Source organism: Methylosinus sp. DMC45 (genome assembly GCF_056313885.1).
Genome location: NZ_JBQUZK010000019.1, coordinates 281,038 through 298,820, shown reverse-complemented (window position 1 = coordinate 298,820; position 17,783 = coordinate 281,038). Strand labels below are relative to the sequence as shown.

General features: G+C 65.8%; 18 protein-coding genes. 11 read left to right on the top strand and 7 right to left on the bottom strand.

The window, feature by feature from the left end; translation table 11 throughout:
- Positions 1–125: 125 nt before the first annotated feature.
- The 3 genes from clpB to ACT53T_RS05975 all read left to right on the top strand — a co-directional run bounded on the left by clpB (position 126) and on the right by ACT53T_RS05975 (position 4,071).
- Entirely contained in the window at positions 126–2,741 is a 2,616-nt protein-coding gene (clpB, locus tag ACT53T_RS05985; RefSeq protein ID WP_476160511.1) for an ATP-dependent chaperone ClpB, read from the top strand.
- A gap of 215 nt (positions 2,742–2,956) precedes the next feature.
- On the top strand, positions 2,957–3,568 hold the full coding sequence (locus tag ACT53T_RS05980; RefSeq protein ID WP_476160510.1) for a glutathione S-transferase family protein: 612 nt from the start codon (positions 2,957–2,959) through the stop codon (positions 3,566–3,568).
- 140 nt (positions 3,569–3,708) lie between these two features.
- Positions 3,709–4,071 (top strand): hypothetical protein, encoded by a 363-nt coding sequence (locus ACT53T_RS05975; RefSeq protein ID WP_476160509.1) that lies wholly within the window; start codon positions 3,709–3,711, stop codon positions 4,069–4,071.
- A 350-nt stretch (positions 4,072–4,421) separates the two neighbouring features.
- Here ACT53T_RS05975 and ACT53T_RS05970 read toward each other — a convergent pair whose 3' ends face one another.
- The gene (locus tag ACT53T_RS05970; RefSeq protein WP_018266323.1) at positions 4,422–5,792 is read right to left on the bottom strand and encodes a PleD family two-component system response regulator; all 1,371 of its coding nucleotides are present in this window, start codon (positions 5,790–5,792) and stop codon (positions 4,422–4,424) included.
- A 13-nt stretch (positions 5,793–5,805) separates the two neighbouring features.
- Positions 5,806–6,177 (bottom strand): response regulator, encoded by a 372-nt coding sequence (locus tag ACT53T_RS05965; RefSeq protein ID WP_018266322.1) that lies wholly within the window; start codon positions 6,175–6,177, stop codon positions 5,806–5,808.
- A gap of 147 nt (positions 6,178–6,324) precedes the next feature.
- On the opposite strand from ACT53T_RS05965, the gene ACT53T_RS05960 reads away from it, so the two are divergent.
- Entirely contained in the window at positions 6,325–6,663 is a 339-nt protein-coding gene (locus ACT53T_RS05960) for a DUF3572 domain-containing protein (protein WP_476160508.1), read from the top strand.
- A 52-nt stretch (positions 6,664–6,715) separates the two neighbouring features.
- On the opposite strand, the gene ACT53T_RS05955 is transcribed toward ACT53T_RS05960, so the two are convergent.
- Entirely contained in the window at positions 6,716–7,129 is a 414-nt protein-coding gene (locus ACT53T_RS05955; RefSeq protein WP_400769279.1) for a GlcG/HbpS family heme-binding protein, read from the bottom strand.
- A gap of 152 nt (positions 7,130–7,281) precedes the next feature.
- On the opposite strand from ACT53T_RS05955, the gene ACT53T_RS05950 reads away from it, so the two are divergent.
- The 3 genes from ACT53T_RS05950 (at position 7,282) to glcF (ending at position 11,639) form a co-directional block, all read left to right on the top strand.
- Positions 7,282–8,775 (top strand): FAD-linked oxidase C-terminal domain-containing protein, encoded by a 1,494-nt coding sequence (locus ACT53T_RS05950; protein ID WP_476160507.1) that lies wholly within the window; start codon positions 7,282–7,284, stop codon positions 8,773–8,775.
- A 238-nt stretch (positions 8,776–9,013) separates the two neighbouring features.
- Positions 9,014–10,189, top strand: a complete 1,176-nt coding sequence (glcE, locus tag ACT53T_RS05945) for a glycolate oxidase subunit GlcE (protein WP_476160506.1) — start codon at positions 9,014–9,016, stop codon at positions 10,187–10,189.
- Positions 10,190–10,346: 157 nt separating this feature from the next.
- On the top strand, positions 10,347–11,639 hold the full coding sequence (gene glcF, locus ACT53T_RS05940) for a glycolate oxidase subunit GlcF (RefSeq protein WP_476160505.1): 1,293 nt from the start codon (positions 10,347–10,349) through the stop codon (positions 11,637–11,639).
- A 70-nt stretch (positions 11,640–11,709) separates the two neighbouring features.
- Here glcF and trpS read toward each other — a convergent pair whose 3' ends face one another.
- Positions 11,710–12,744 (bottom strand): tryptophan--tRNA ligase, encoded by a 1,035-nt coding sequence (gene trpS / locus ACT53T_RS05935; protein ID WP_018266316.1) that lies wholly within the window; start codon positions 12,742–12,744, stop codon positions 11,710–11,712.
- Between the two features lie 83 nt (positions 12,745–12,827).
- Complete coding sequence (gene glpE / locus ACT53T_RS05930; protein WP_018266315.1) at positions 12,828–13,139, bottom strand: thiosulfate sulfurtransferase GlpE; 312 nt, start codon at positions 13,137–13,139, stop codon at positions 12,828–12,830.
- Between the two features lie 278 nt (positions 13,140–13,417).
- Between glpE and rplS the strand changes: the two genes are divergently transcribed.
- Both rplS and ACT53T_RS05920 read left to right on the top strand, forming a co-directional pair.
- On the top strand, positions 13,418–13,822 hold the full coding sequence (gene rplS / locus ACT53T_RS05925) for a 50S ribosomal protein L19 (RefSeq protein WP_018266314.1): 405 nt from the start codon (positions 13,418–13,420) through the stop codon (positions 13,820–13,822).
- A gap of 93 nt (positions 13,823–13,915) precedes the next feature.
- Complete coding sequence (locus ACT53T_RS05920; RefSeq protein ID WP_476160504.1) at positions 13,916–14,362, top strand: hypothetical protein; 447 nt, start codon at positions 13,916–13,918, stop codon at positions 14,360–14,362.
- 19 nt (positions 14,363–14,381) lie between these two features.
- Here ACT53T_RS05920 and ACT53T_RS05915 read toward each other — a convergent pair whose 3' ends face one another.
- Together ACT53T_RS05915 and ACT53T_RS05910 are read right to left on the bottom strand one after the other, a co-directional pair.
- A complete protein-coding gene (locus ACT53T_RS05915) occupies positions 14,382–14,798 on the bottom strand; it encodes a VOC family protein (RefSeq protein WP_018266312.1) in 417 nt (138 codons plus the stop codon).
- Position 14,799: 1 nt separating this feature from the next.
- The gene (locus tag ACT53T_RS05910) at positions 14,800–15,801 is read right to left on the bottom strand and encodes a small ribosomal subunit Rsm22 family protein (RefSeq protein WP_476160503.1); all 1,002 of its coding nucleotides are present in this window, start codon (positions 15,799–15,801) and stop codon (positions 14,800–14,802) included.
- Between the two features lie 137 nt (positions 15,802–15,938).
- Between ACT53T_RS05910 and leuC the strand changes: the two genes are divergently transcribed.
- Both leuC and ACT53T_RS05900 read left to right on the top strand, forming a co-directional pair.
- Positions 15,939–17,348 carry a 3-isopropylmalate dehydratase large subunit gene (gene leuC, locus ACT53T_RS05905; protein ID WP_476160502.1) on the top strand — a complete coding sequence of 470 codons (1,410 nt, stop codon included), beginning with the start codon at positions 15,939–15,941 and terminating at the stop codon, positions 17,346–17,348.
- A gap of 7 nt (positions 17,349–17,355) precedes the next feature.
- Entirely contained in the window at positions 17,356–17,781 is a 426-nt protein-coding gene (locus ACT53T_RS05900) for a metallopeptidase family protein (protein ID WP_476160501.1), read from the top strand.
- The last annotated feature ends 2 nt before the right edge of the window (positions 17,782–17,783 follow it).

Here is a 17,783-nt window from a genome sequence, read left to right as displayed (position 1 = left end):
CCCTCTTTTCGAGCGCGAGGGTCTTTCCCATATCGGCCGTGAAGGTCGCCGCAAGGGGCCGTTTTCACGCCATATAGGGACGAGGCGCGCCGCTTTGCGTGGCGTCTCGAGACCGGAGGGTTTCCATGAATTTCGACAAATACACGACGCGCGCGCAGGGCTTCGTGCAGGCCGCGCTGTCGCTCGCGACGCGTGAGGGCAATCCGCAGCTCACGCCCGAGCATGTGTTGAAAGTTCTGCTCGACGATGAGCAGGGTCTGTCCGCCGGCCTCATCGATCGCGCCGGCGGCCGCTCGCGCGAGGCGCTCGCCAAGACGGAAGCCGCGCTCGCCAAGCTGCCGAAAGTTTCCGGCGGCGGCGCCGGACAGCCTTCGCTCAATCAGGCCACCGCGCGGCTCTTCGACAACGCCGAGAAGCTCGCGCAAAAGGCCAGCGATTCCTACGTCACCGTCGAGCGTCTGCTGCTCGCTCTCGCGCTCGAGAAGGGGACCGAGGCCGCGCGCATTTTGAGCGAGGCGGGCGTGACGCCGCAGACGCTCAACGCCGCCATCGAAGATTTGCGCAAGGGCCGCACGGCGGATTCGTCTTCGGCCGAGAGCGCCTATGATTCGCTGAAGAAATATGCGCGCGATCTCACCGAGGCCGCGCGGGAGGGCAAGCTCGATCCGGTGATCGGCCGCGACGAGGAGATTCGCCGCACCATTCAGGTGCTGTCGCGCCGCACCAAGAATAATCCCGTGCTGATCGGCGAGCCCGGCGTCGGCAAGACGGCGATCATCGAGGGACTGGCGCTGCGCATCGTCAATGGCGACGTGCCCGAATCGCTGCAGGACAAGAAGCTGCTCGCGCTCGACATGGGCGCGCTGATCGCCGGCGCGAAATATCGCGGCGAGTTCGAGGAGCGCTTGAAAGCCGTGCTGAACGAGATCACCGCCGCGCAGGGCGGGATCATATTGTTCATCGACGAGATGCATACGCTGGTCGGCGCCGGCAAGGCCGATGGCGCGATGGACGCCTCCAATCTGCTGAAGCCCGCATTGGCGCGCGGCGAATTGCATTGCGTCGGCGCCACCACGCTCGACGAATATCGCAAGCATGTGGAGAAGGACGCGGCGCTGGCGCGGCGCTTCCAGCCTGTGTTCGTCGATGAGCCGACGGTGGAGGACACCATCTCCATTCTGCGCGGGCTGAAAGAAAAATACGAGATGCACCATGGCGTGCGCATCACCGACGCCGCGATCGTGGCGGCGGCGACGCTCTCCAATCGCTACATCTCGGATCGGTTTCTGCCGGACAAGGCGATCGATCTCGTCGATGAGGCGGGCTCGCGCCTGCGCATGCAGATCGACTCCAAGCCCGAGGAATTGGACGAGCTCGACAGGCGCATCATTCAGCTGCGCATAGAGCAGGAGGCTCTGCGCAAGGAGACCGATCCGGCCTCGAAGGATCGGCTCGCCAAATTGGAGACCGAGCTCGCCGAGCTGACCGAGAAATCATCGGCGCTGACGCAGCGCTGGAAGTCCGAGAAGGACAAGCTCGGCCATGCGCAAAAGCTGAAGGAGCAGCTGGAGAACGCGCGCAATGAGCTGGCGCAGGCGCAGCGCCGCGGCGAGTTTCAGCGCGCCGGCGAGCTGGCCTATGGTCTCATCCCCGATCTCGAGCGCAAGCTCGCCTCGAGCGAGAAAGAGGGCGCGCAGAAGATGCTCGAGGAGGAGGTCACTCCCGAGCATGTGGCGCAGGTCGTCTCGCGCTGGACCGGCATTCCGGTCGATAAAATGCTCGAGGGCGAGCGCGAGAAGCTGCTCCATATGGAGGACGAGCTGGCGCGCCGCGTCGTCGGGCAGAAGGAGGCGGTCGCCGCCGTCTCGACGGCGGTGCGCCGCGCACGCGCCGGATTGCAGGACCCCAATCGCCCGATCGGCTCCTTCATCTTCCTGGGGCCGACCGGCGTCGGCAAGACGGAGCTGACCAAGGCGCTGGCGAATTTCCTCTTCGACGACGAGACCGCTTTGGTGCGGCTCGACATGTCGGAATATATGGAGAAGCATTCGGTCGCGCGTCTCATCGGCGCGCCTCCCGGCTATGTCGGCTATGAGGAGGGCGGCGCGCTCACCGAGGCCGTGCGGCGCCGGCCCTATCAGGTCGTGCTGTTCGACGAGATCGAGAAGGCGCATCCCGATGTGTTCAACGTGCTCCTGCAAGTGCTGGACGACGGCCGCCTGACCGACGGCCAGGGCCGCACGGTGGACTTCAAGAACACGCTCATCATCATGACGTCCAATCTCGGCGCCGAATTCCTGGTGATGCAGCAGGAGGGCGAGGATTCCTCCGCCGTGCATGACGAGGTGATGCAGGTGGTGCGGTCGCACTTCCGGCCGGAGTTCTTGAACCGCGTCGACGAGATCATTCTGTTCCATCGCCTGCGGCGCGAGGATATGGGCGCGATCGTCGATATTCAGATCAAGCGGCTGCAAAAGCTGCTGGACGATCGCAAGATCACGCTGAAGCTGGACGAGAAGGCGCGCGCTCTGCTCGCAGCCAAGGGCTACGACCCGGCCTATGGCGCGCGTCCGCTGAAGCGCGTGATCCAGAAGGAGCTGCAGGACCCGCTCGCCGAGGCGCTGCTCGGCGGCGACATAGCGGATGGCTCGACCGTGTGGGTCTCGACCGACAGCCAGGGGCTGACGCTGGATGGGCGGCCGATCGGTCGGCGGAGCTTCGGGGCCGAAAAGGCGGCGTGAGGAGGGGGCGCGCCGAGCGCGCCCTCATCCGACCCTCGCTGACGCGAGGGCCACCTTCTCCCGCTCGCGGGAGAAGGGCCGCGGCGTCTAAATTCCTGTCGTCTTTCAAGAAGAGGCGTTCTCCTTCTCCCACTTGTGGGAGAAGGTGTCGCGCGAAGGTGCGACGGATGAGGGGCCGGCGCGCAACTTGCTTCCCGCGATAGCGGAGGCGCGCAATGAAATTCTATATGACGCCGGGGTCCTGCTCGACCGGAATTCACATTCTGCTCGAGGAGATCGGCCTCGTGTTCGAGGCCTATATCCTCAATCTGCCGCGGGGCGATCATTTGAAGCCGGAATATCTCGCCATCAACCCGCATGGCACGATTCCGACGCTGGTGCGCGACGATGGCACGGCGCTCTGCGATTTTGTCTCGATCGCGACATGGCTCGCCGAGACCTATCCGCGCCGCAAGCTGCTGCCCGAGGACCTCGCCGGCAAGGAGCGGGCGATGGAAGTGCTCAATTTCGCCACGCGCTACATTCATGGCGAGGGCTTCCGCCGCGTCTTCACGCCGGAGCGCTACGCCGTCGCCGGCGACATAGAGGCGGTGAAGGCGCAAGGTCGCGAGATCGTCGCCGAGGCGCTCTCGAAAGTGAGTGGCGAGCTCGACGGCAAGAATTATGCGGCGGGCGCCTTCTCCATCGCCGACGCCGGCCTGTTCTATGTGGAGTTCTGGGCCGACAAGATCGGCATGGAGCTGCCCGTCAATTGCCGCGCCCATTACGAGCTGATGAAGACGCGGCCGACGGTGCGGCAGGTGCTGGCCGAGGAAGGCTATCGCTGAGCCTTCGCCTTCGCGCGCGACAACTTGCCGCAGGAGAGAGTCCGAGGGCGCCTTGACCCTTCGCTGGCGCTCCCCTAGCGTGAAGGCTCGCAGCTCGGAGAAGGCGGCCCGTGCAAGTCGAGACCCACAAGATCTTCAGAATGGAGAGAGCCGTCGTCGGCATGCTGACGGCTGCTGTTCTTCTGCTGCAGATCGTGGCGGTCGGCTTCGCCACCGGGGCCATGGCGAAGCAGAGCGCTTTCGGCGTCGTCTGCGTCACCGCCCAATCGGGTTCTCCCTCCTCTGACACCACGCCTGTCGATAAGCATGTCGGCCCCTGCTGCATGCTCCATTGCAGCGCGGCGGCCGAGGTCGAGGGCTCCGACGCCGTGGTCATCGTCCTCGCTTTCGACTTCCCGGCGGCGTCTCCGCCGGCGTTCGACGCTCGGACGGCCGAGGCCGCCGCCGCGCCGCCGGAACTGCGGCCCCTCTCGCCACGCGCTCCACCCGCGGCCTTCGCCTGATCCCATTGTGACATCGGGGGCGCATTTTGCCGTCCTCGACCCGGGAGCAGGCCGCGTCCGACGATCGAAGCGCCTCTCGCCGCCGATCGCGACGCCTGAAAGCGGGTTTGGAGAGCGATCGGCTCTTCCCCGTCCTTCAATTGACGAATTTCCGCCCGTGTCTCGCCGAGCGATCGCGTCTCGAAACGCATCGGCTCGCGGCTCTGAAGGCGATCCCATCGGCGCAGCGCCCATAAGATGGCGCACGCCTCTCCTCTTCACTCGGAAGCTCTCCTCCGAGTGGGGCTCCCAACTTTCAACCCCGCCCGATGACGATGGTCTCGGGCGGGTCTTTTTTTAAGAGGGTGAAGTCAGGCCGCGGCGGCGGTGACGCGATTGCGGCCGCCGCTCTTCGACTCATAGAGCGCCTTGTCGGCGCGCCGCAGCAGCGCCTCGGCGTTGGCGTCCTTGCCGCGCTCGGCGATGCCGATCGAGGTGGTGACGGGAATGGTGCGGCCGCTGCGGTCGATGCAGAAGGGCTCGGACTGTATGGCGGCGCGCACGCGCTCCGCCACTTTGGCGGCGACGACCAGCGGCGTGTCCGGCATGACGATGACGAACTCCTCGCCGCCGAGGCGGCAGATGAGATCGGCGCTGCGCACCACGCGTTTCATGCGCTGCGCGAAATGCTTCAGCACCTCGTCGCCGGCGTCGTGGCCATGCGTGTCGTTGACCGATTTGAAATGATCGATGTCGAGCATCATCAGCGTCAGCGCGCGGCCCTTATGAGCGGCCTGGTCGAGCAGAGCGGAGAGATGCGTCTCGAGATAGCGCCTGTTGTTGAGGCCGGTCAGCGAATCGACGGCGGCGAGCTCGATGGCGGCCTGAAGGTCGGAGCGCAGGCTGTCGGCGTAGCGCTTGCGGCGCAGCTGGCTGCGCACGCGGGCGACCAGCTCGTTGCGATCGACCGGCCGCACGATATAGTCGTTCACGCCGAGATCGAGCCCGCGCAATATGCGGCTGCGATCGTCCATATCGGCCATGACGAGAATGGGCAGCGCGCGCGTGCGCTCGAGCGAGCGAATCTGGCTGCAGAAGCGCAGCGCGTCGAAGCCATTGAGATCGAGGCTGACGGCGATGAGATCGAAATTCCCTTCCGCGGCGCGGAACAGCGCGTCCTGCGGATCGGAGACGATCGTCACCTCATGCTGATCGCGCAGCGCCATGGTGATTCGCTCGGCCGAGCCGCCGCGATCCTCGAGCACGAGAATGCGGCCGTTCTTGCCGGCGTCCGCCATTGCGCGGGCGCCCTTGTCGCCGAGGCCGAGGCTGGCGGACGTGTCCGCGCGGGCGCGCAATTCGTCGAGCATCACCTTGAGGCGGGCGAGCGAGCGAACGCGCGCGATGAGCGCGATCTCATCGACGGGCTTGGTGAGGAAGTCGTCGGCGCCGGCCTCGAGGCCGCGCAGGCGATCGGCCGGCTGGTCGAGCGCCGTGACCATCACCACCGGAATATGCGCGGTGAGAGGATCGGCCTTCAGGCGCTTGCACACCTCGAAGCCGTCCATGCCCGGCATCATCACGTCCAGCAGCACGATGTCGCAACGTTCCTCGCGGCAGAGCGCGATCGCCTCCGGCCCATTGGTCGTCGAGAGGACGTCGAAATATTCGGCCGTCAGACGCGCCTCGAGCAATTTGATATTGGGCAGAAGATCATCGACGATCAGAATGCGTGCGGTCATGACGCTCGGCCTCTCACCTGTCCGCCAAAAATGCGTTCACTGTTTCCAGAAAGCGGGCCACGGAAATCGGCTTCGAGAGATAGGCCTCGCAGCCGCCCTGGCGAATTTTCTCCTCGTCCCCCTTCATTGCGAAGGCGGTGATCGCGATGATGGGGATGGACCGCAGCTGCTCGTCGTCCTTGATCCAGCGCGTGACCTCGAGTCCCGAGATCTCCGGCAGCTGAATGTCCATCAATATGAGGTCCGGCGAGTGGCTGCGCGCTAGCGCGATCGCCTCGACGCCGCTCTTGGTCTGCAGCGTCGAATGCCCATTGGCCTCGAGGAGATCGTTGAAGAGCTTCATGTTGAGCTCGTTATCCTCTACGATGAGGACTGTTTTGGGCATTGGCTCCGCTCTCGCGATTCTGCTCTCGTTTCGGCGCGGCTCGCGCCCATTGGCGTCTCGTTCCCGGAGGCGGCGGCGGAAGGTTCCGTCTCGTCTCGAAATCGAAAGCCGGTGCGTTCGAAGACGATCTCGCCTTCGGGTTAGCAGATGAAGATTGATGAAATGAAAATCGAAAAGACTAGACACCGTCTCGGTGGCGAAAAGCGGGCGGCGGCGCCATCGAAATCGGACGCACGATCTATGGCCTTGCGATCATTGGTTTTTCTGGCTGCCGATGATGATCGCATGGGGCGTTTTCTGGCGCTCACGGGCGTCGATCCTGGCGATATTCGCGCGCTGATGGCCGAGGAAGGCTTTCAGATCGCTCTGCTCGCGCATATTTGCGGCGACGAGCCGCTTCTCATCGATTTCGCCAGCGGAGAAAATATTTCGCCCGAAAGCGTCGTCGCGGCGCTGATGGCGCTGTCCGGCCCCATTATGGAATGAGGCGCGAAAGCGGCGCAACGGAGCCTGGGCGCCGAATCATCGCCGTTTTTCGTCATGATTGCCCATCATCCAGGCTCTCCGCCCCCGCTTTGGCGACGAGTCCATCCTGGAAGGACTGCACGCCGGAGACGCCGATCGCGCCCACGATATCGCCGCGATAGACGAGCGGCAGGCCGCCTTCCACCGCCGTGATCCCGGGCAGGCTGAGCATGGCGACGCGGCCGCCGGCGACGATATCCTCGAGCGCCTTGCTCGGACGCTTGAACAAAGCCGCGGTGCGCGCTTTCTGTGTCGCGATCTCGGCGGAGGCGGGCTGCGTTCCGTCGATGCGCTGCAAAAGCACGAGATGGCCGCCTTCGTCGACGATGGCGACGACGACGCTCCAGCCATTCTTCACCGCTTCGGCCTCCGCCGCGGCGGCGACGCGTCTGGCGTCGGCGAGAGTGAGCGCAAATCTGGTCTTCATCTCTATGGATCCCTTGCCTTCGCGGCCGCGGCGAGCGGCGGGCTTGCGCGCCGGCGCCCGCTCGAATAGGGAGGTAACGAGCACGAAACGGCCGGCGCGCGCAAGCCGGCCGCAGCGCCGAGCCACAGTTTCGGCATTTTCAGCGAGACCGCATGTCCCTTCTCATGCCGCTACCCGAGCAGGCGATATTGGCGCGCCGCGAGGAGCTGCTGGCGCGCCTGCGCGCCATTCTGCCCGCCGCCAATGTCATCGCCGACGAGACTGCGCGCCGCGCCTATGAATGCGACGCGCTGGTCATGTATCGCGCGCTGCCGCTGGTCGTGGCGCTGCCGGAGACGGTGGCGCAGGTGAGCGCGATCATGGCGCTGGCGCAGGAGATGAATGTGAAAGTGGTGCCGCGCGGCGCCGGCACCTCGCTCTCCGGCGGCGCGCTGCCGCTCGAGGACGGCATTCTGCTCGGAATGTCCAAGTTCAACCGCATATTGGAGGTGGATTTCGAGAATCGCTGCGCGCGCGTGCAGCCCGGCGTGCAAAATCTCGCCATCTCGAAAGCGGTGGAATACGCCGGCTTCTATTATGCGCCCGATCCCTCCTCGCAGATCGCCTGCACCATAGGCGGCAATGTCGGCGAGAACGCCGGCGGCGTGCATTGCCTGAAATATGGCCTCACCACCAATAATATCCTCGGCCTCGAGGTCGCGCTGATGGGCGGCGAGGTGTTGCGCCTCGGCGGCAAGCATTTGGACAGCGAGCTCTATGATCTCATTGGGCTGATGACGGGCTCCGAGGGTCTGCTCGGCGTGGTGACGGAAGTGACGGTGCGGCTGCTGCAAAAGCCCGTGTCCGCGCGCGGCCTGCTGCTCGCTTTTCCGACTGTGGAGGCCGGCGCGCGTTGCGTCGGCGCCATCATCGCGCATGGCATTATTCCGGGCGGGCTCGAGATGATGGACGCCGCCACCATCGGCGCGGTCGAGAGCTTCCAGCCCTGCGGCTATCCGCTCGACGCCGGCGCCATCGTCATCGTGGAGCTGGACGGCACGCCGGCGGAGGTCGATCATCTTGTCGCCGTCGTCGAGAGCATCGCCCGCGACGAAGGCGCGACGCAGACGCGAATCTCGCAGAATGAGGCGGAGCGCTTGCGCTTCTGGGCCGGACGCAAGAACGCTTTTCCGGCGGTGAGCTGCATCGGCCCGGATTATCTCTGCATGGACGGCACGATCCCGCGCGGCCGCCTGCCGGAAGTGCTGACGCGCATGGACGGGCTGGCGAAGCTTCATGGGCTTCGCGTCGCCAATGTGTTTCATGCCGGCGATGGCAATCTGCATCCGCTCATTCTCTATGACGCCTCGAAAGAGGGCGATATCGCGCGCGCCGAAAAGCTCGGCGCCGATATTCTCCGCCTTTGCGTCGAGGTCGGCGGCGTGCTGACCGGCGAGCACGGCGTCGGCGTCGAGAAGCGCGATCTGATGGGCGAGATGTTCGACGAGACCGATCTCGCGCAGCAGCAGCGCGTCAAATGCGCCTTCGATCCGCAGCACAGGCTCAATCCGGGAAAAGTGTTTCCGACTCTGCATCGCTGCGCCGAGCTCGGCATGATGCATGTGCAGAGCGGCAAGCTGCCGTTTCCAGAGCTGCCGAGGTTTTGATGACGCCGGCCGTTTTCCAACAATCTTCGCGCGCGTCCCTTCTCCCACTCGTGGGAGAAGGTGGCCCTCGCGTCAGCGAGGGTCGGATGAGGGTCCGCGCAGCAGGCCTGAGCGCGGGAGCGAGCACGCAATTCTCTCGCGATAGGTCGAGGACCCTCATCCGACCCCGCTTTGCGGGGCCACCTTCTCCCACGAGTGGGAGAAGGACTCGCGCGCCGCGACTCGGGAGCAGCGTCCTATGCCGCTGACTCCGAGAGACGAGAAAGACGTCGTCGAGGCTATCCGCGCCGCGCTCGCGGAGGATGCGCCTTTGTCGATCGAAGGCCATGGCTCCAAAGCCGGGCTCGGCCGCGCGACGCAGCGCGAGCGCGTGCTCTCGCTCGCCGCGCTCACCGGCGTCACGCTCTATGAGCCGCAGGAGCTGGTGCTCACCGCTCGCGTCGGCACGCCTTTGCGTGAGATCGTCGCTCTGCTCGACGCGCAAAATCAGCAATTGGCGTTCGAGCCGATGGATCATGCGGCGCTGCTCGGCGGCGCGCGCGACGACGCCACCATCGGCGGCGTCATTGCGACCAACGCCTCCGGCCCGCGACGGATTAAAGCCGGCGCGGCGCGCGATCATCTGCTCGGCTTTCGCAGCGTCACCGGCCGCGGCGAGATCGTCAAATCCGGCGGCCGCGTGATGAAGAATGTCACGGGCTATGATCTCTCCAAGCTCGTCGCCGGCTCCTATGGCACGCTCGCCGCGCTCACCGAGCTGACGCTGAAGGTGCTGCCAAAGGCGGAGACGGAGGAGACATTGCTGCTCTCCGGCCTCGGCGCCGAAAAGGGCCTCGCAGCGCTGCGCAAGGCGTCCGGCTCGCCTTATGAAGTGTCGAGCCTCGCCTATGATCCGCAGGCCGACGCCGCTGCGCTGCGGCTCGAAGGGCCTCGGATTTCGGTCACGACGCGCCGCGACGATCTCACGCGCTTTCTCGCTGATTTCGGCGGCGCGACGAGCGTTCTCGCAGCAGAGGAAAGCCGCGCATTCTGGTTGCGCCTTCGCGACGCCGAGCCGATCGCGGGGGAGGGCGTCATATGGCGCGTTTCGCTCGCGCCGACGGACGGTTTTGCCTTCGTCGAGCGGCTGCGCGGCGCCGGCGCGCCGATCGTCGCGCATGTCTATGATTGGGCCGGCGGCCTCGTCTGGCTGCGCCTCGAGACGGCCGCCGACGCCCATGCGACGGCCATTCGCGCGATCGTCGATGCGCTCGGGGGCCATGCGACGCTGATCCGCGCCGACGCCGATATTCGCGCGCGCGTGGATGTGTTTCATCCGCAGCCCTCCGCTCTCGCCGCGCTGACGCGGCGCGTGAAGGAGGCTTTCGATCCGCGCTTCATTCTGGAGCGCGGCCGCTTGCGCGCGGAGTTCTGATGGCGCGGACGCCCCCTCCCCAGCCCTCCCCCGCTTTGCGGGAGAGGGAGCAGATTGCGCGCTTCATCGAGAGTGCGCGATACGTCGGCAGCACCCTCTCCCGCAAAGCGGGGGAGGGTGAGGGAGGGGGCCTCTTCGAGACAAGTCGAAAGAAGCGATGCTGACGCAATTCTCACCCGAGCTTCTGGCCGATTCCGACATGGCGCAGTCGGAGAAAATCCTGCGCGCCTGCGTGCATTGCGGCTTCTGCACGGCGACATGCCCGACCTATCTGCTCACAGGCGACGAGCTCGATTCGCCGCGCGGGCGCATCTATCTCATGAAGGAGATGCTGGAGAACGGCCGCGCCGCAGACGAGCGCACCGTGCGGCATGTGGACCGCTGCCTCTCCTGCCTCTCCTGCATGACGACCTGTCCGTCGAGCGTGCATTACATGCATCTCGTCGATCATGCCCGCGCGCATATAGAGAAGACCTACCGGCGTCCGCTCCTCGATCGCATGTTGCGCGCGACGCTCGCCTTCGTGCTGACGCGGCCGGCGCTGTTTCGCCAGTCCATGCGCGCCGCGGCGTTGGCGCGTCCTTTCGCGGGCCTGCTGCCGCAGCGTCTGCGAGACATGATCGCAATGGCGCCGGCGCATTTGCCTGCGCCTTCGCCGATCGATCGCCCGCAAATCGTCGCTGCGCAGGGCGCGCGCAAAATGCGCGTCGCGCTGCTGAGCGGCTGCGCGCAGACCGTGCTCGACACGAAAATCCATGAGGCGACCGCGCGTCTGCTGACGCGGCTCGGCGCCGAGCTGGTGGTGGCGGAAGGCGCCGGCTGTTGCGGCGCGCTGCCGCATCATCTCGGCAAGAGCGCGGACTCACATGCGCTCGCGCGCCGCAATATCGAGGCCTGGACGCGCGAGATCGAGCGCGGCGGGCTCGATCATATCGTCATCGACACATCCGGTTGCGGAACCACGGTCAAAGATTATGGCCATATGTTCCGCGACGATCCTGCGCTCGCGGAAAAGGCCGCGCGCATCGCCGCAATGGCGCGCGACGTGACGGAGGTGATCGCCGCGCTCGATTTCGCGCCGTCGGTCGATGTCGGCAGGCTGCGCGTCGCCTATCATTCCGCCTGCTCATTGCAGCATGGGCAGAAGATCGCCGATCTGCCGATGGAGCTGCTGCGCAGAGCGGGCTTCGAGGTCGTTCCCGTTCCCGAGAGCCATATCTGCTGTGGCTCTGCGGGAACCTATAATCTGTTGCAGGGCGAGCTGGCGAGCGCGTTGCGCGAGCGCAAGGTGGCCAATATCCAATTGGTCGCGCCGCAGGTCATCGCTGCGGGCAATCTCGGCTGCATGATTCAGATCGGGCAGGGGACGGAAATCCCGATCACCCACACCGTGCAATTGCTCGATTGGGCGAGTGGCGGGCCGAAGCCATTTCCGTCATCGCGAGCGTAGCGAAGCCATCCAGGGGCCGCCTCGCGGCTCTGGATCGCGTTGTCGCTGCGCTCCTCGCGATGACAGCGCCTCAGCGCAAAAAGCCGACGATATCCTTCACCGCATCCATATTCGTGCGCGCCAGCTCGCGCGCCCGCGCGGAGCCGTCGCGCAGCACATCGTCGATATAGGCTGCGTCCGCTGTCAGTCTGCGCATTTCGGCGGTGATCGGCGAGAGCTTCGCTACGGCAAGGTCGACGAGGGCGACCTTGAAGGTCGAGAAATTGGAGCCGCCGAATTCGCCGAGCACATCGGCTTTCGTGCGCTGCGACAGCGCTGCGAAAATGCCGACGAGATTATCCGCCTCCGGCCGTCCCTCGAGGCCCTTTTCTTCCGAAGGAAGCGCATCGGGGTCGGTCTTGGCCTTGCGCACTTTTTGCGCGATCTGATCGGCGTCGTCGGAGAGATTTATGCGCGAATAATCGGAGGCGTCCGATTTCGACATTTTCTTCGTGCCGTCGCGCAGGCTCATCACCCGCGTCGCCGGACCGGAGATCAGCGGCTCCGGCAGCGGGAAGAAAGCGTCGTTGAAGCCGTTGCGCGCGATCGATTCGGCGAAGTCGTTGTTGAACTTTTGCGCAATGTCGCGGGCGAGCTCCAAATGCTGCTTCTGATCCTCGCCGACCGGCACATGGGTGGCGCGATAGAGCAGAATGTCGGCGGCCATCAGCACAGGATAGTCGAGCAGGCCCATGGAGGCGTTCTCGCGATCCTTGCCGGCCTTGTCCTTGAACTGCGTCATGCGATTGAGCCAGCCGATGCGGGCGACGCAATTGAGCACCCACGCCAGCTCGGCGTGCTCGGCCACTTGGCTCTGATTGAAGACGATGTTCTTCTTCGGGTCTATGCCGCAGGCGATGAAGGCCGCGGCGATCTCGCGCGTGTTGTTGCGCAGCGCGACCGGGTCCTGCGGCACGGTGATGGCGTGCAGGTCCACGACGCAATAGAGGCAGTCGAAGCTCTGCTGCAGCTCGACGAATTTGACGATCGCGCCGAGATAATTGCCGAGATGCAGATTGCCGGTGGACTGCACGCCGGAGAAGACGCGCTGCGGAAAGCTGGTCATGAGGAGCGCCGAGTGGTTGAGGCCGGCGGCCCTTATGACAATGCGGGCGCCCGAGCGCAAGAACCCGAGCGCAACTATCCGCCTCAGCCCCGCTCGGCCGCCGCCCAGGCCTCATAGCCGCCGTCGAGGCTGTAGACCTCGGCAAAGCCCATATCGGCGAAGATGCGGGCGTAGGACTGGCTGGAATTGCCGTGATAGCAGCAGACGATGACCGGCCTGTCCTTCGGCGTCTCGAAGAGATAATAGGTCATATCGTCCTGGGAGGCGTTTTCCGCGCCCTCTATATGGCCGCGCGCGAAGGATTGCGGATCGCGCACGTCGAGGACGAGCGTCTCGCCGCGGCTCATCACGTCGCGCGCGGCGGCGACGTCGATCCTGCGAAAATCTTGCGCCATTGTTCGGTCTCGCGCTTCTATAGGCGCCCTCGGCGCCGCTCCGGCCGCGCTATGCGAAGACGGGGCCAACCGGCCGAGCGCCGAGAGAGAAGAGGGCGGCTCGCCTCCCCTTCGAGAGGGGCGACGCCCCGGGGAGCGTGAGCGCGCGTTCCTTGGTTCGCCGCCCGCTCTCGACAATCGGCGCCGCCTCGTGTATTGCGGCGCGTCCAAATCAAAACAGCGTCCCGAAACGCTCGCCACGCCGTCCGGCGCAAGGCGAAACGGCAGGAGTTTTTTTCATGCCCTCCATCATCGAGCAACTCGACGCCGAGCAATCGGCCCGCCTTCTCGAAGGCAAGTCGATCCCGGAATTCCGCCCCGGCGACACCGTCATCGTCAATGTGAAGGTGAAGGAAGGCGACCGCTCCCGCATCCAGGCCTATGAGGGCGTGGTGATCTCCCGTCAGGGCGGCGGCCTCAACGAGGCCTTCACCGTCCGCAAGATTTCCTATGGCGAGGGCGTGGAGCGCGTGTTCCCCCTTCATTCGCCGCTGGTCGACTCGATCAAGCTGGTCCGCCGCGGCAAGGTCCGCCGCGCCAAGCTCTATTATCTGCGCGACCGTCGCGGCAAATCCGCCCGCATCGCCGAGCGCATCGACAATAAGGCCAAGGCCAAGGACAAGCCGGCCCCCGCGGCCGAGTAAGGCTCCCGGAGCCTTTCCCGACATTGCGAGTTTGGCGGAGCGATCCGGCGGCAGGCCGCAGGATCGCTTCATCGTTTCTATGTGAGAGAATCGATGAGCAAAATCCTGTTCTGGGATTTCGAGGGCGTCGTCGCGCGTCGCGCGCCAGATTGGCGGCTGGTGGAGGGCGCGGCGGAGACGCTGGAGGCGCTGGCCGCCAAGGGCTGGACCCATATCGCCTTCGCCGCGGGGACGCAGGACCTCGCCGCCGTGGCGGAAGGCCTGGGCCTCGCCGGCAAATTCGTCGGGCTCCATGACGCCGGCGAGGGCGCGGAGCCGTTGGCGCGGGCGATAGAGGCCGCGCGGCCTTTCGATCAGGCTTTCGTCATCGCCGCCAGCGTGGCCGGCGCCGTGCTGCCGGCGCGGGCGGCGGTGGTTCCGTCCATTCTGGTCGGCGACGCCTCGCCGCTCGCGCAATTCTGCTGCGAATCGCCGTCGGAGATCGAGCTGGCGCTCGAAACCTGGACGTCGATGCGGCGGTCTTTCTTCGTCGAGCCGTGACGCGGGCGCTTGCTGAAGCTCAGCCGCCCGAGGAATCGAGCGGCGCGTTCAATATCCATCTGTGGCCGAAGGGATCGCGCAGCGCCGCGTAGCGCGTGCCCCAGAATGTATTGGTCGGCTGCGTCTCGACCTTGGCGCCGAGCTGGGTCGCGCGGGTGACGATCTCGTCCACCTCATGCGCCTTGTCATATTCCAGGCTCACCGAGGCGGTGACCTGCTCGCCTGGCAGCGGCATGCGGGCGTGGCCCAATTCTGGAAAGACGTCCGCGAGCATGACGGAGCCGCCATTGATGGCGAGCTCGCAATGGGCGATGCGCATTCCATCCACGGAAGGCATCAGCGCCCTTTGCTGCGCGCCGAAGGCGGCGGTGTAGAAAGCGATCGCGCCGGCGGCCGGCGAGACGGTGAGATAGGGCGCGACCCTCGGGCGCTGCATGTCATTCCCTCGCCGGTGTTTCCCCAGGGACGATCTCGTCGCCCCAATCTTTCTTTTTTATAGGCGCGTAAGCCGCTTTATCGCGCTTCGCCACCGTAACTTCTTCGATTCCCGCCACAGTGCAAAGCTTTATCCTTAATCCATGCTTTAGAGCCTCCGGCCGCGCCAGCAGGCGGGCCGGGGCCGGCGCGATCGCCGCCTCCTCTCTCGTCGCCACGAGATAGGCGAATTTCTCGTCCTCGAAGGGCGCGTCGGCGCCTTTCAGCAGCTTATGGTCGCGCGAGCGGGCGAGCCGCACCGAGAAATGGCACCAGTCCGGCGGCTGCAGCGGGCAGGGCGCCGAATGCGGGCAGGGCAGGGAGACCCGCGCGCCCGCGGCGACGAGCCGCGCCCGCATGCGCATCAGGCGCGCATGATCGCGCGGCGTGCCGGGCTCGACGAGGACCAGCGCGCCGGAGCAATTTGCCCAGGCGGCGTCCACGGCGCGGTCGAGGCTGCTTTCCGCGATCTCGGTCAGCGCATAGCTGGCGACGACGAGATCGAAAGGCGCGCCGAGCTCCGGCGGCGCGGAAAGATCGCCGGCGACGATTCGCGCCTTCTCCAACGCCGCGCCGGCGAGCCGGCTGGCGAGCGCGAGAAAGGGCTCGCTGCGGTCGAGCAGCGTATTCTCGTCGATTTGCGGCCAGATCGCGCGCGCGGCGAGGCTCGCGGTCCCGAGGCCTGCGCCGAGGTCCAGCATGCGACGCGGCGAGAAGCCCGGCGCCCTTTCGGCAAGCCGGCCGAGAATATGGATGGTCGCGGCATAGGTCGCCGGAAGCCGGTAGAGGGCGTAGGCGAGAGCGTCGTCCTCGCAGAGGATCGCCTGCGCCGTCGTCCCGCCGGAGCGATAGAGCGCGGAAATGCGCGCCGCCCGCTCCGCCAGCGCTCGGCGCGAGCGCTCGTCCAATAGGCGTTCCAGCGCCGCCGTCAGCTCCTGTGGCGGCGCCGTCGATATTCGCGTCACGTCGAAGGGACCTCCCGCTGGGGCGTTGGCGAGATTACATGCTTCCAAGCCGCCCATGTTGCGAGTAGAACAGCCTACGCGGTTCGGTCGAGGCCGAATTACGGTTCTTTTTACGGCTCGGAGCAGGAACGAGACAAATGGCAGGACGCCCGCGCACGCTCTACGACAAGATCTGGGACGATCATGTGGTTCACGAGCAGGAGGACGGCGCGTCCCTCATCTACATCGATCGCCATCTGATCCATGAGGTGACGAGCCCGCAGGCCTTCGAGGGGCTGCGCACCTCCGGCCGCAAGGTCCGCGCGCCGGGCAAGACGCTGGCCGTCGTCGACCATAATGTGCCGACGACCGACCGCTCGCTGCCGATCACTGATCCCGAGAGCAAGGCGCAGGTCGAGCAGCTCGCCATCAACGCCGCGGAATTCGGCGTCGAATATTACAATGAGCATGATTCGCGTCAGGGCGTCGTGCATATCGTCGGCCCGGAGCAGGGCTTCACTTTGCCCGGCACGACGATCGTCTGCGGCGACAGCCACACCTCCACCCATGGCGCCTTCGGCGCGCTCGCCCATGGCATCGGCACCTCCGAGGTCGAGCATGTTCTGGCGACGCAGACGCTGATCCAGAAAAAGGCCGCCAACATGCTGGTGCGCGTCGACGGCAAGCTGGCCGAGGGCGCGACCGCCAAGGACATAATTCTCGCCATCATCGGCGAGATCGGCACCGCCGGCGGCACCGGCCATGTGATCGAATATGCGGGCGAGGCGATCCGCGACCTCTCGATCGAGGGCCGCATGACCGTCTGCAACATGTCGATCGAAGGCGGCGCCCGCGCCGGCCTCGTCGCGCCGGACGAGAAGACCTATGAATATCTCCGCGGCCGGCCCAAGGCCCCGCAGGGCGAGGTCTTCGACGCCGCCGTCCGCTATTGGGAGACGTTGCGCTCCGACGAGGGCGCGCATTACGACCGCGTGATCGTGCTCGACGCCGCCGCTCTGCCGCCGACCCTCACCTGGGGCACCTCGCCCGAGGATGTGATGCCGATCACCGGCCTGGTGCCGACGCCGGACAGCGTCGACAATCCGGCCAAGCGTCAGGCCATCGCTCGCGCGCTCGACTATATGGGCCTCAAGGGCGGCGAGAAGGCGAGCGACATCGCCATCGATCGCGTCTTCATCGGCTCCTGCACCAATGGCCGCATCGAGGATTTGCGCGCCGCGGCCGCCGTGGTCGCCGGCAAGCAGATCAACGCCAAGGTCAACGCCATCGTCGTGCCGGGCTCCGGCCTCGTGAAGGCGCAGGCGGAGGCGGAGGGGCTGGACAAGGTGTTCACCGCCGCCGGCTTCGAATGGCGCGAGCCGGGCTGCTCCATGTGCCTCGCGATGAACCCGGACCGCCTCGCGCCCGGCGAGCGCTGCGCCTCGACCTCGAACCGCAATTTCGAGGGCCGCCAGGGCTTCAAGGGCCGCACCCATCTCGTGTCGCCGGCCATGGCGGCGGCGGCGGCCATCGCCGGCCATTTCGTGGATGTCCGCAGCTGGAGGTAAGTCTCGCATGGCCTCGCCTCTCGACGACAGCGCTCTCGCCCAGCTCCGCGCCCCTTCGCTCGAGGATCTCGAGGTTCTGGCCGATGCGGCCTTCGCATCGCTGCCATCGCGCTTCACGCGGCTCTGCGAAGGTCTCGTGATCCATGTCGAGGATTTCCCGGACGAGGAAATCCTCGAGGAGATGGAATGCGAGACGGAGTTCGATCTGCTGGGGCTGTTCCGCGGCCAGGGCCTCGCCCAGCGCGAGGCCGCGGCGCAAACCGGCGAGCCGCCCAATATGATCTGGCTCTATCGCCGTCCGATCATCGACTTTTGGGCGGATGGCGAGGACACTCTGCAAGAGATCATCACCCATGTCCTCGTGCATGAGATCGGCCATCACTTCGGCCTCTCGGACGAGGATATGGAGGAGATCGAGCAGAAGGCGGGGTGAGC